At 32.7% G+C, this 13,302-nt stretch carries 15 protein-coding genes; 11 read left to right on the top strand and 4 right to left on the bottom strand.

All coding sequences use genetic code 11. The annotated features are described in order from the left end of the window. Positions 1-120 precede the first annotated feature (120 nt). The 5 genes from BM227_RS06540 to BM227_RS06520 are packed head-to-tail and all read left to right on the top strand — an operon-like array spanning position 121 to position 4,702. Complete coding sequence (locus BM227_RS06540) at positions 121-1,629, top strand: OprD family outer membrane porin (RefSeq protein ID WP_245757031.1); 1,509 nt, start codon at positions 121-123, stop codon at positions 1,627-1,629. Positions 1,630-1,643: 14 nt separating this feature from the next. Beyond that, on the top strand, positions 1,644-2,552 hold the full coding sequence (locus tag BM227_RS06535) for an MBL fold metallo-hydrolase (protein WP_092912317.1): 909 nt from the start codon (positions 1,644-1,646) through the stop codon (positions 2,550-2,552). Then, entirely contained in the window at positions 2,549-3,325 is a 777-nt protein-coding gene (locus BM227_RS06530; protein ID WP_092912315.1) for a thioredoxin fold domain-containing protein, read from the top strand. The genes BM227_RS06535 and BM227_RS06530 overlap by 4 nt, the downstream gene beginning before the upstream one ends. Beyond that, entirely contained in the window at positions 3,322-3,753 is a 432-nt protein-coding gene (locus BM227_RS06525) for a DsrE family protein (RefSeq protein WP_092912313.1), read from the top strand. Before BM227_RS06530 ends, BM227_RS06525 begins: the two co-directional genes overlap by 4 nt. Before the next feature lie 19 nt (positions 3,754-3,772). Then, a complete protein-coding gene (locus BM227_RS06520) occupies positions 3,773-4,702 on the top strand; it encodes a DUF302 domain-containing protein (protein WP_092912312.1) in 930 nt (309 codons plus the stop codon). Here the strand turns inward: BM227_RS06520 and BM227_RS06515 are convergent. From BM227_RS06515 to BM227_RS06500, 4 genes are read right to left on the bottom strand one after another with little or no spacing between them, the layout of a single operon-like run. Beyond that, positions 4,699-5,856 (bottom strand): sensor histidine kinase, encoded by a 1,158-nt coding sequence (locus tag BM227_RS06515; RefSeq protein WP_092912310.1) that lies wholly within the window; start codon positions 5,854-5,856, stop codon positions 4,699-4,701. The genes BM227_RS06520 and BM227_RS06515 overlap by 4 nt on opposite strands. Continuing rightward, a complete protein-coding gene (locus BM227_RS06510; protein WP_092912308.1) occupies positions 5,846-6,502 on the bottom strand; it encodes a response regulator transcription factor in 657 nt (218 codons plus the stop codon). Before BM227_RS06510 ends, BM227_RS06515 begins: the two co-directional genes overlap by 11 nt. Next, positions 6,499-7,611, bottom strand: coding sequence for a cache domain-containing protein (locus BM227_RS06505; protein ID WP_177202009.1), 1,113 nt, complete (start codon positions 7,609-7,611; stop codon positions 6,499-6,501). Before BM227_RS06505 ends, BM227_RS06510 begins: the two co-directional genes overlap by 4 nt. Before the next feature lie 29 nt (positions 7,612-7,640). Beyond that, positions 7,641-8,234 (bottom strand): class I SAM-dependent methyltransferase, encoded by a 594-nt coding sequence (locus tag BM227_RS06500; protein ID WP_092912304.1) that lies wholly within the window; start codon positions 8,232-8,234, stop codon positions 7,641-7,643. Between the two features lie 41 nt (positions 8,235-8,275). Between BM227_RS06500 and BM227_RS06495 the strand changes: the two genes are divergently transcribed. The 6 genes from BM227_RS06495 (at position 8,276) to BM227_RS13175 (ending at position 13,242) form a co-directional block, all read left to right on the top strand. Beyond that, complete coding sequence (locus BM227_RS06495; protein ID WP_092912303.1) at positions 8,276-8,860, top strand: IMPACT family protein; 585 nt, start codon at positions 8,276-8,278, stop codon at positions 8,858-8,860. Positions 8,861-8,882: 22 nt separating this feature from the next. Then, on the top strand, positions 8,883-10,256 hold the full coding sequence (locus BM227_RS06490; RefSeq protein WP_092912301.1) for a phosphomannomutase/phosphoglucomutase: 1,374 nt from the start codon (positions 8,883-8,885) through the stop codon (positions 10,254-10,256). Beyond that, positions 10,237-10,938, top strand: coding sequence for a M48 family metallopeptidase (locus BM227_RS06485; protein WP_092912299.1), 702 nt, complete (start codon positions 10,237-10,239; stop codon positions 10,936-10,938). The genes BM227_RS06490 and BM227_RS06485 overlap by 20 nt, the downstream gene beginning before the upstream one ends. A 48-nt stretch (positions 10,939-10,986) precedes the next feature. Further along, entirely contained in the window at positions 10,987-11,238 is a 252-nt protein-coding gene (locus BM227_RS06480) for a hypothetical protein (RefSeq protein WP_092912297.1), read from the top strand. A gap of 61 nt (positions 11,239-11,299) precedes the next feature. Beyond that, complete coding sequence (locus BM227_RS06475; protein ID WP_092912295.1) at positions 11,300-13,123, top strand: RNA-binding domain-containing protein; 1,824 nt, start codon at positions 11,300-11,302, stop codon at positions 13,121-13,123. After that, positions 13,120-13,242, top strand: a complete 123-nt coding sequence (locus tag BM227_RS13175; protein WP_281244308.1) for a hypothetical protein — start codon at positions 13,120-13,122, stop codon at positions 13,240-13,242. Before BM227_RS06475 ends, BM227_RS13175 begins: the two co-directional genes overlap by 4 nt. Positions 13,243-13,302 lie beyond the last annotated feature (60 nt).

Below are 13,302 nucleotides of genomic sequence, written 5' to 3'. Positions count from 1 at the left end.
TTTCCGTGCCTCACTTTTTGGTTTGCTCATTCCTACTCCTATAAAAACAGACCTAAGTGAGGCACTTTACGTTAGAAAAAAAGCATTAAATTGTAGCATAATGTAATGAAAGGTTGAATAATGAAAATGATTAAATTAAGCTTGGCAGCTTTGATGGCCGTAGGTGTAGGTATCTCTTTAAATGCAGCAGATAAGCCTAAAGTAACACTTAAAGCAAACAGAACATTAGTATTTAACAAAGTTCCTCCAAAGGTTGATAGTCTAAAAGACATGTTGACTGAAGGTATGTTTTATGGACGTATTCGTATAAATACTTTTAAATGGGACTGGAAAGAAGAAACATCAAAAAATCAAGATAACTGGGCAGCAGGATTTGGAGGAAGTTTACTCTATAAATCGGCTGAATATAAAGGTTTCAGTGGTATGGCAGGACTTTATACATCACAAAGTCCTTGGCATATGGATGATGCAGATGTTGGTTTCATAAAAGCAGGTAAAGATACAACAAGCAGATACAATGTAAAAGCTACTGGTGATTGGGGTATGACAGTACTTGCACAAGCATATATGCAGTACCGCTTAAACAAAACCAAAGTTAGAGTTGGACGACAAATTTTTGAAAGCTTTTTGACAAAAAGTAACGATACAAAGATGATCCCAAATACATTTGAAGGTGTTACTGTTGTCTCAAAAGATCTTCCAAAAACAACTCTAAAAGCTGCTTACCTTACAAAACAAAAACTTCGTGACCATACTAGTTTTCATGATGTAATTACATATAACACTGTAGATGATGGTTATGATAATACTAAAGAATCTTGGGCAAATAATGATGATTCTGCAGTTAATAGATCGTTGTCTTATAGTAATTTCCTTGCAGCGGGTATGGATCCGAACCACGATCTTGTTGTATTGGAAGCTGCAAATAAATCTATAAAAAATCTGAAACTAAAAGCTAACTATACAGCAGTTCCAGATGTTGTATCATCTGCTACAGTAGAAGCTTACTACACAATTCCTGCTGGTGGTTTAAAGATCATTCCAGGTGTAAGATATATGAAACAGTTTGATGGTGGAGTTGGTGATAAATTTGCAGCTATTTCTACAGGACCTGTTGCAGTTGCAAACCTTAAAGGAGATGTTACTGGATATACAAATAAATATAGCCTTGATAGCTGGTTGTTTGCTGCTAGAGTTGACATTAAGAGCAATCAAGCTTGGAAATTTAGACTTGGTTATTCAAAAATTGCTGATGAAGCAGACATTGTAGCACCGTGGCGAGGATTCCCTACAGGTGGTTTTACAAGAGCTATGGCTCAGTATAACTGGTATGCAAATACTAAAACATATATGATTCGTGGTGACTATAGCTTTGATAAAGCAGGTCTTGTCCCTGGGTTAACTGCAATGTTCAGATATGCAATTCAAGATTTTGATGATAATAAACCTGGTGTTCAGGCAGATACGCAGGTAATTCATTTAGATGCTATTCAAAAAATCAAATCTTTCCCAGGATTGGAAGCACGTGTTCGTATAGGATTAGTTAATGGAGATCCTCAAACAGGAACTGTAACAAAAAGCGATCCTTCATATAATGAGTATCGTTTTGAGCTGAACTATCTATTTTAATTTAGGAAAATAGTATGAAAAAGAGTCTACTCCTGCTGTTTGTAAGTTGTATGATGCTCTGGTCGCAGGAGTATGGCTTGAGCCCAAAGCAGGTAGCACCAAAGCTATACTGTTTTTTTGGTGATCTTCAGGTTCCAAACACTGAAAATAACGGCAATATGGTAAACACTTGCTATATTGATGCCGGCAGTGGCTGGATTGTTTTTGACAGTGGACCCACTTATCTCTATGCAAAAGAGGCTTTTAGTGTTATGCAGAGTGTAAAGACACAGCCTGTTTTGGCAGTTTTTAACTCGCATGTGCATGATGATCACTGGCTTGGTAATGGCTTTTATCATGAAAAAGGTGTAATGATTTATGGACCCAAAAACTTTTCCAGTAATCATTTGGCTACTCCAACACGCATAGAAATAGCTATAAAGCCTTTATTTTATAAAGGAACTGTTCCAGTAGCTCCTGATCGCCTTATTTCTGATTCCAGAACACTTAAAATAGGCAATATTACTTTGCAAATTCTTGCTTTTTCTCATCCAGCACATACTTTTAGTGATATTGCAGTTTTTATTCCTAATGAGAAGATTTTGTTAGCTGGTGATTTGGTTTTTAATGACAGACTTCCATCATTACGAGACGGTTCACTTTCAGGATGGTTAAAAGCAGTTAAAAAACTTAAAAATTTGCAATGGAGTGTAATGGTTGGTGGTCATGGCTATAAAACAGGCAGCGATGCAATGAATTTTATTGAAGCCTATTTAAACAAACTCTATATAGAGGTTAAAAGGGCTATTGAAGATGATATTGATATGGTAGATGTTACCAAAAAGGTTTACTTGCCTGAGTATCATAAAATGGTACTTTATAAAATGTTGCATGGTAAAAATGTTATTAAAGCTTATGAAGAGTTGGAATGGGAGAGTGAATGAAATATTTGTGGATTTTATTGTTTTTCTCTTTGTCCTTGTTTGGTATAGATGGAGAAGAAGTATATAAGAAAAAGTGTTCATCTTGTCATCAACTCTATGTTCCAGTTGAAGTTTTGATGAAGAATTTTATGGAGCAAAATAATACTCTTCTTCATCTTAAAGCACCAACTGTTAACCAGCTTTCATACCGTTTAAAACAGAGAATAGGTGACCCAAAAGGGGATAAAGATATACAGTTAATGGAGGTTACTGCATTTATTCAAAATTATCTGCTTCATCCAGATAAGCAAAAGAGTATTTGTTTGCCAGAGATACTCTCTTATTTCAATACAATGCCCTCTTTTAAAGGTAAAATCAGTGATGAAGAGATGGAAGCTGTGGCAGAATGGATCTACTTTTATCTGCCACCTGTAAAAGAGGTAAATGAGCTTCAATATGTTGACTATCAAAAAGCGTTTAGTTTAGCCAAAAGGCTAGGAAAAATTATTATGATAGAAGTGACTAGTCCAACCTGTCACTACTGTATAAAGATGGAAGAAACAACACTTAAAGATCCAGATGTAGTTGCTTTAATTTCATCAGACTTTATTCCTGTACGTGTTGATGTGAGTCGCCAAAAACTTCCAAATAATCTTAAGTGGAGTATGACACCAACTTTTATTTTTCTTAATAGCGATGGCAGTGTGCTAAAAACAGTTCCGGGGGCTTGGATGAAAGATGATTTTTTAACAATTCTAAAAGAGGTAAAGCATTCTGAAGGAGATGAGAGATGAAGCAGATTCTATTGCTAATGATGGTTTTTGTATTATCTTTTGCAGATACAGAATTTGCAGAACCAAAGCCTTCAATTGATAATCCAAGAAAGATTGTTTTTCCTATAACAAAAGGAGATGATGAGTCTATAAATCATGTATTAAGTTCAGCAAACAATGTCATGAAATTTTATGGACCTGAGAATGTAGAGATAGCAATTATCTGTTACTCAAAAGGGATTCGTACATTGCTGAAAAAAGAGAAAAAGATTGCTGTTAGAGTGCGTTCATTGCAAACTTATGATGTAGAGTTTATTGCTTGTGGCAATACTATGCGTACTTTAAAGATCAAACCTGAAGATTTAATAGAAGATGTTGAGATTGTAACTGCCGGTATAGTAGAGCTGGTTGAAAGAGATTTAAAAGGTTGGGTATATATTCGACCATAAAAACAAGGAGGATGAACTAATGAAAAAAATTCTTAAATTTATTATTGTTTTGTTAATATTTACAGGTGCATATGCTGACAATAAAGATATTATTCTATTTAATGTTAAAAAAAGTGACAAGATAACTACTAAATCTATTGAAGATACTTTTATTAAAGCAGGATATATAGTAGAAGCCAATCGTGATATGAATGGACCTTTTATTAAGCAATTTAAAGATACTGATTTTTCAATTTATAATTTGATGACACTCTATTATCCTGAAATCACTAAAGATTTGTTAGTCAAATATGAAGAGTCTGGAGTATTTGCTCCTTTTTCTATTGTTATCTACCAAAAAAAGGGTGATGATGCAATTTATGCAGGTGTTTTAAGCTCTTCTGCCCAGGCAAAGATATTGGGATTATCATATAATAATGAGTTACTACAAAAGTTAGAAGCTAAAAATATAGAGACTCTACTTAAAGCATTGCCTGGAGCAAAAAGGGTGAAGTTTAACTATACTCCAAAAGCTATTACAAATAAACTTTTGACCCGTTTTGAGGTAGAGATTGATGATGAAGATATAGATATTGAGGAGTTTAAAGAAGAGATAGAGATGGTTATTGAGGATGGTTTAAAACCTATTGGTTTTGTAATGGCAAACTTTTTTGACAGTAACTATTTTCTTAATGAAAATAATATTAAAATTTATGATTTTTATGACACATATTCGCTTTGTAAACTGAAGGTCATATATACAGTATCAAAAATCCATCCTGAAGCTGGAGTTTTTGCTCCTTGCACAATGGCTCTATATAAGAAAAAAGGGTCTAATAATGTAAAAATTGTATATCCAAATGTTTACAACTGGATCTCAACTCTTGCAATTGATGACCCAGAATCAGTTAAAGTTCTTGAAAAAGCACAAGTTGATATGGTTGAATTATTGCAAAAAGTCAATGATTAAAGAGTCTCAAAAATATAGGTAAAGGTGCTTCCTTTACCTAATTTAGAGTCAACTTCGATTATTATGCCTTCTTGATCTGCAATGTTTTTAACAATATTTAAACCTATACCAAATCCCCCTTTGAAACTATCTTCTCTATAATAACGTTCAAAGACTTTTTCAGGCTCTTTCATACCTACACCTTCATCTTTAATACTAAATATTGTGTTAGTACCATTTTTTTTCAATTCTACAAAAACTTTACCTCTTTCATGGCTATATTTAATAGCATTAGAGAGTGTATTATCTACTATTCTTTGTAGTTTTGTAGGGTTGAAGTTTATAAATACTTCATTATCAATTTTTGTATAAATCTCTATCTCTCTAAGAGTAGCAACCTCTTTAAAATAGTCAACTTGTGTCTGTAAAAATTTTGAAAAGTCAATTCTCTCTTTTTCATATGTTAATTTCTCTTTTTTAATTAAATAATCCATATCGTTATAGATCGTTGCCAATGTTTTTGCAGCTGCTTTAATGCGTGTAAGGTATTTGCTAGAGCCAAATTTTCTAGCAAAAAGATCTGCATTGAGTTGTATAATGCTTAGTGGAGTATTTATTTCGTGCATAGAGTCTTTAATAAAGTTATCTAGTTGTTGATTTATAATTTCAAAAGGTCTTGCAAAGTTTCTAAATACCATCCAAGTCAGTAAAAAGAGCATTATAACAATTCCAACTATTATCATTAATACTGTCAAATATATTTCCATACTATTCTCTTTTTTGGAAATAACAAGGTATTTTGCACCAAAATATCGATCTTCTGGGAGTCTCATTACATAGTAGCGATATTCATTAAATTTATGATAACCTGGTGTAAAACTGGGTGGAACAAATTTTAAAAGAGTAAATATATTTTGCATATTGCTGTCATAAAGTCCTGCCTGATAGCTTGAATATCGTGGAAAATGGAAAGTTTTATCTCTTGATGGATTAAACTTTTCCATTTGCATTATTATATTTCTTGCTTCCCTTAGCAGATCATTTTCTGTTTTAGCTTCATTTATTGCAAGCATTAGCTGTGTATAGACAAATAGTGGAACAAGCATAACTAAAGAGATAAGAAGAGCATAAAGCAGAGCATATTTTAGTGCAAACTTTTTTCTATCAAAGATCAATGCGATATCCTAAACCACGAACATTTGATATAAGTTCGGCAGATAGTTTTTTTCTTAATTTATTAATTTGTACTCTAATATTTGCTGGATCAACTGCTTCTCCCCAAACGAATTCCTGAAACTGTTCAGGAGTTACTACATTGCCACGGTTTTGAATAAGAAGTTCAAGTATCCGTTTTTCTGTTTTAGTTAAAGTTATTTCCTCTTCATTATGTAGTAAAACAAAATTTTTTGTATCATAAACATAGTTATTTGGAAGGTCTATAAAGTTGTCTTGTGTTTTTAAACAAGAAGATTTAAGTGCTTGTTCTACACGTAACTGCAGTTCAATTAAATCAAATGGTTTTTTTATATAGTCACAACAACCGCTTTTATACCCTTTAGCTAATGCATCTACATCGGTAAGAGAAGTAATGAAAATAGCAGGCAGATTTTTTCCATATTCACGTGCAGTACGAAGTAGTTCAAATCCATTAATTCCAGGAACTTTTACATCAAGTAAAATAAGATCATATGTTTTTTTAAACAGTGCATCAAGAGCATCATCGCCAGATTCAAAGTCATCAACTGTAAAACCAAGATCTTCTAAAAATTCAACCATACTGATCCTAAGTGTAAACTCATCTTCTAACAATAAAATTCTCATTCTATATCTCCTGTTATTTTACGCCTTCTGTTTTGATAAAGAATAATGTCAATAAGCTCTTTTTTACTATACTCTTGCAATACTTCATAAATCTCTTGCTCAACTAACATTCTGTCTTCACCTTCAAATGTATTTAAAAGTTTAAAAAGGTTTTTATCATAAATACTTCTATAACCTCCTGTAGGTGCTTCCCATCTGTTTACAATTTGATATAGATCTTTTTGTGTAAAATTTAGAAAAAATGAGAGAGGTTTGTTACCATATATGAGTTCATTAAGATCGGCTTTACTTAAAATCATTAAAAAAATACCTATCTGATTTTCTTTTCCATCAAGCATATCTTCAATAATAAAAAAGTAGTCATTTGAATATAGGTATCTTTGTTGCAGTAATTTTTTTATATTTATTCTATTAACTATTTTTAGAAGATTTGAATTATAGTTTTTATTGCTAATGACAAAGTTGTGTACAGTTGGATTCTCACGCATTAAAGTTGCAATATTAAGTAGCTTTTCATTCATTAAAACAAGTAGTTCTATATGTTTTTGACGAAGATCATCTGTGATTTTGTCAAAGAATTGTAAAATTTCAAGATATCCTATAGCTTTTGACTTCTGCATAATAGGCGTTGTCGCTTTAATAGAAAGAAGTCTTCCAGGTTCAATTGCTACTTTAGGTTTTTTTAGAGTTGTAATCTCTTTAAGATCTTCTCTGAAGATATCAAGGGGCATACCTGCATAAGTGTTATCCCAACTTCTTGCAAAAATAGTTAAATCTGTTGTGATTACTTGCGCTCTTACATCACTCATTAATGTATATTCACGAAGGCGCATCAATGTTTTTGAAAGAATTTCATACCCTAAATCCTCATCATCATCCCATAGAGCCTCTTTTAATGCTTTATTTTCAGCCAATGCAATCGCAAGAGATAGTGCTTGTGATTTTTGAGAATCAAGCTTGTTTCTAAAGTAGTTTCTTAATGTATCGCTAAATTGTATATAACGGTTCTCTTCAACTTTTTTAGAAAGATACCAAACACCTATTCCCATTGTTATAAAAAGAAATAGCGATGTAATAATGACTGATTTTTTAGAGAACCATTCTTTCACAAAACATAACTCCTTTTTCTCCATTTCTACTATTTATATTTTATTGAAGAGAATAGAAAAATTTCGTAAATTTTGTTTGGTTTTTCTACTTTATGTACTATTTTGTATGAAAAGTTTTTAAAACCTGCAATATTTGCATAGTTTTTTAAACTCTCTTCATCAAACCCAAAGTGAAATACACCTTCATTTCCATTAGAATGAAAAGTACCATCTTCAGGAGCTAAGTCAGCAAGAGCTATAAAACCACCAGGCTTTAAAAGTTTATAGAGGTGTTTAAATAGACCTTCGGTATCTTCTATATGGTGAAGTGTCATTGAACTTATGATGCCGTCAAACTTTTCAGATGGTTCATATTTTATAATATCAGTTTGACAAATCTCTACATTTCCTTCTACTTTTTTTTCAAGCTCTTCCAACATTCCTGCTGATGTATCTAGAGCAGTAATTTTATCTACATACGGAAGTACTCTTCGTGTCAAAAGTCCTGTACCAGCTCCAATATCTAGAAGATGCATTGAACTGTTTAATGTTACACTGCTTTTAATTGCATTTGCAACTGCCTCTGCCAATGCTTGTCTTCTGTCAGAAGAGTCCCAAGTTTTTGCACGTTCATCAAAGCTCATTTATCCTACCTAAATATTAATTTTGATAAAATTTTATCATAATGAAGACGATTGATAATACATACCATAGTGAAACCGAGGTAAAACGCTCCAAATTTCTCTCTTTTTTGGTTGGTATAGATCAATTTGAGAGTATGCGCAAAGAGCTTCATCTTGAACATCCAAAAGCAAATCATATAGTTTGGGCATTTAGAAAAGTAAATGAATATAACCAAATTGTTGAAGACAGCAGTGATGATGGAGAACCAAAAGGGTGTGCTGGAAAGCCGGTACTTCACGTTATGCAAGGAAATGATTTGGTAGACTGTGCCATTTTGGTTGTCAGATATTTTGGCGGCATAAAACTTGGTACAGGCGGTATGGCACGAGCTTACAGTGAAGCTGCAAAAGCAGTAGTAGATTCAGCTGAACTCATTCCATATGAAAAAGAGATGCAACTCTCTTTTTTTACCGACTATGCAAATATGAGAAAATGGGAGTATTTAGTATCTGGTTTTAATTCACTTAAAATTGATCGCAAGTTTGATGAAAATGGTGCACAATGGTCTGTTTATGGACCTGAAAGTGTTGTTAAGCAATTACAAGAAAAGTTAAAAGATGCTTCAATTGCGTTTTTGGTAAAATAACTTTAAAAAAAGGTGATCATAGATGCAGCATATATTTAGAGAGTATGATATTCGAGGAGTTTTTGAAAAAGATTTAAATGAAAAAACAGTTAAACTAATCGGATATTTCCTTGGAAAAAAGATAAAAGAGCATGGTGATTATGCAGTTGTAACTTATGATGCCAGAACACACTCACCAATTTTGAGCGACTGGTTAGTAAGTGGTTTGAATGCTGCAAATGTTGTTGTACTGCACGGTGGTCTTGTTCCTACTCCAGTAAACTATTTTTGTAACTTTAATACTTTTCAAGTTGGTGGAAAACAGGTAATGCCAGCAGGCGGAATTCAGATCACTGGCTCTCATAACCCTCCTGAATATAATGGTTTTAAAATTACAATAAACCAAGAACCATTTTTTGGTGAAGATATTTATGCTTTAGGGCGTGAAGTTGAAAAGGCTGATATTGCCATTCCTACAGAGACTGACTCTATTGCAATTAGCGCATTAGATGCTTATATTGACTATTTGGCTAAAGAGTTTTCAAGTCTGCAAGATTTTGATCCAAATATGGTTATAGATTGCGGTAATGGTGCGGCAGGTATAGCAATTGAACCACTTTTAGAGAGATTGGGAATTTCGGCAAGTAAACTTTACTTTGATCCAGACGGTACTTTTCCAAACCATCATCCAGACCCAAGTGAAGAGAAAAATCTTGAAGATCTTAAAAAAGAGCTGGAAAGAGGAGCCAAATATGGCTTTGCATTTGATGGAGATGGTGACCGTATAGCATTTTTGAGTCAAAAATATAATTTTAAAGGAGATATTTTAGCTCTATTTTTTGCTAAAACAATGGATAACCCTACTGTCATTGGAGAGGTTAAATGCTCTCAGATTATGTATGATGAGATTAACAAAATCGGTAAATCGATTATGTACAAAACTGGTCACTCCAATTTAAAAGTTAAATTGAAAGAGACAGGAGCAGATTTAGCCGCTGAAGTTAGCGGTCATATCTTCTTTAACGATCGTTATTTTGGATATGATGATGCAATTTATGCAATGATGCGTATTTTAGAGATGCTGAAAAATGGTTTTGATTTTGATGCTGAGTATGAAAAACTTCCTGTACTTTACAGCACTGATGAAATTAAGATAGAAGCAACAGATGAGAGTAAATTTACAATAATTGAAGCACTTAAAAACATTTTAAATAAACGCTACAGTGAGCTTAAAATTAAAGAAATTGTAACGATTGATGGAGTTAGGGTTATCTTTGAAGATGGCTGGGGACTGGTAAGAGCTAGCAATACAACTCCTATACTTGTTACCCGCTTTGAAGCAAAAAGTCCTGAATCTTTAGAGCGTATTCAGACATTAATGAATGATTTGATTGAAGATGCTAAAGCAAAGCTTTAGTGAGAGATATTTTGAGTATCAATGCTTAGACGGCACTTTCTTAAAGTGTTGTCATAAGCGAAGAGCCAAGCAAAAAAATCTATATCTTCGCATTAAGAGTGATGGTACTATTGAGATCTCTACTCCATACCACTTCTCTAAAAAAGAGGCGTTAAAGTTTTTAGCCCAAAGAGAGAGTTGGGTTTGTAGCAGACTCTCTCACAACTTAACCTATGCAAAAAACAATCCTACTGAGTACTATGATGGTTGTAAGATCTGGTTTTTAGGCAGAGAGTTTCCTGTAAAGTTGGAGAGATCTCTTAAAAATAGTATTGAGTTTAAAGATGATCACTTTCTATTTAAAGCAAAAGAGTTTGATAAACTTTCTGTAAGTTTGGATCGCTTCTACCTTAGAAAAGCAAAAGAGATCCTTCCAGCTAGAGTGGAGCTCTTTTCAAATCGTATGAAACTCTACCCAAAAGATCTCAAATTCCGCCGTTATAAAAGGCGTTTGGGCTGTTGTAGTTTTGATAATGTCATTACACTAAATAGCCATCTACTACGCTACGATATGCCTCTTATTGACTATGTCATTATTCACGAATTAGCCCATATACGACACAAACATCACCAAAAATCTTTTTGGAAATTGGTTGAACAGTATGAACCTGAATGGAAGATGTTACGGAAGCAGTTGGTATGAAGTTAAGTTATAATACAGATATTAATGTAGTAGGGAGTATTCCTGACTATGAACTTAAAATGTTTTATTAAAGCTTATTTTTCTGGTACAGTTTCTTTGCCAAAAGAGTTAAATGAATACTTAAATAACTACTTTTTCAAAGATTTTAGTGTTTTTATATATATGCCAAAAACTCCTTTTATATGGCAAATAAGCAGTGGAGTAAATAGAGGTTTTGAAAGCTATATCATCATATATAAATGGAGCAAAGACAATCTGCTAAGATTAAGAAGTATCTATTTCAAAAAAGAAAAATGTTAAGCTACGATATCCTAAATACAGGACAACTAAAAAAATATCTTAATGCGGATTGGTAAATATAATGAAAGATAATGCAATCTGTCAAGAACTACTTGATTTAAGAGAAAACTATCAGTTTGAAGTAAAGTCTGCTCAAGGCAGAGATGGTAATGGTGAAGTTCCAAAAGATGTTTGGGAGAGTTACTCTGCTATGGCAAATAGTGAGGGTGGACTTATTTTATTGGGGGCTAAAGAATTAAAAGATGGCAGTTTAGAGTTTTTAGGTATAAAGGAGATTGGTAAAATTCAAAAAGAGTTTTGGACTACAATAAACAATACTCAAAAAGTAAATCTTAATATTTTATCTTCTACTGATGTAGAAGTGCTTGTTTGTGAAAATAAAAACTTACTACTAATCAAAATTCCTCAAGCCTCGCGAAAACAAAAACCTATATTTTTAGGAACAAATCCTTTAACTGGAACATATTTAAGATACCATGACTCTGATATTAAAGCAAAAGATGAGATAGTTCGTCATATGTTAGCAGATGCAGTAAATGATTCAAATGATACTGCAATTTTGAGTGGGTTTTGCTTAGATGATATAGATATGGATAGTTTTAGGGCTTATAGAAATCTTTACAAAAGTGCTAAAGGAAATCATCCTTGGGTAGCACTTGAAGATAAAGAGTTTTTGATCCAGATTGGTGGATATGCAAAAGATAGAAAAACAAAAGAGGAAGGACTAACACTTGCTGGTCTTTTAATGTTTGGTAAATTACGATCTATTTTAGATGCTGTTCCAAACTATATTGTCGATTATCAAGAGCAGACAGATAATCCTGAAGATAGGTGGATAGATAGAATTACTACTGATGGGAATTGGTCTGGAAATCTATTTGATTTTGCACAAAAAGTTTATCGAAAACTGATTGCAGATCTTAAAATTCCATTTAAATTAAAGGATGCTTTTCAAAGAGTAGATGAGACTCATATTCATGAGGCTATTCGTGAAGCTCTTGTAAATACTTTAATTCATGCAAACTACAATGGAAGACTTGGAATACTAATCATCAAACATCCAAAAGGATTTAGTTTTAGAAATCCAGGATTGCTTAGGATCTCAAAAGATGATCTTTTTAAAGGTGGTAAGAGTGATTGTAGAAATAGAGTATTGCAAAAAATGTTTCAATATATTGGTATGGGAGAACAAGCAGGATCTGGTTATCCAAAGATTCTTAGAGCTTGGATGGAACAACATTGGCAATATCCAGATGTCCAAGAAGATATGCTTTATGAAACAACAACTCTTTTTATGCCAACTATTAGTCTTTTTCCTGAAGATATTCAAATGCAACTTAGTCAAAAATATCAAGATAGTTACAATACTCTTGACAAAGATGCAAGACTCGCTTTAATACTTGCCTATGTTGAAAAAAATGTAACAAATGCAAGACTTTCATCTGTGGTTGCTTTGCACCCAGCTGATGCTACAAAAATTTTAAGAAAATTAGTAGAGAATGGATTGCTTATTTCTGATGGTATTGGTAGAGGTACAACATATAGTTTAAATGATGAGTTTAACTTACAACAAAAAAATGAAATGTTGCAACAAATAGAAAATAGCTTACAACATTTGGATGAGAGCTTACAACATTTAGAAATTGTTAAAAAAGTAAGAAATAGTAAAAAAGCACCAAAAGATAGTGTTGTAAAGGCAATATTAGAAGTTTGCACAAATAGATATTTAACAGCTACAGAGGTTGCAACATTATTAAATCGAGATGTTTCATCACTTAGAAATCATTACTTATCGCAAATGGTAAAAGATGGTCTATTGGAGTTAAAATTTAAAGAGAGAAATCATAAAAATCAAGCTTATATAACAAAAGAGAGAAAGTCATGATTGGAGGGGCAATAGAAAGAGCTACAAATTTTACTGATAAAGTTACTATGTTGTCAGAAAATGGGGCAAAATCAGTAATTGTTCCTATGGATAATCTTAAAAGTATTTTGATTGATTAGCTATGCTCATCATAAATAAAACAGATACTGAAGAATAAAATTTTGAGATGTATAAGTCTA

Origin of the sequence: Hydrogenimonas thermophila, assembly GCF_900115615.1 — a bacterium.
In the GTDB taxonomy this organism is placed as follows: Bacteria; Campylobacterota; Campylobacteria; order Campylobacterales; family Hydrogenimonadaceae; genus Hydrogenimonas; species Hydrogenimonas thermophila.
This window is presented reverse-complemented; position numbering and strand designations above follow the sequence as displayed.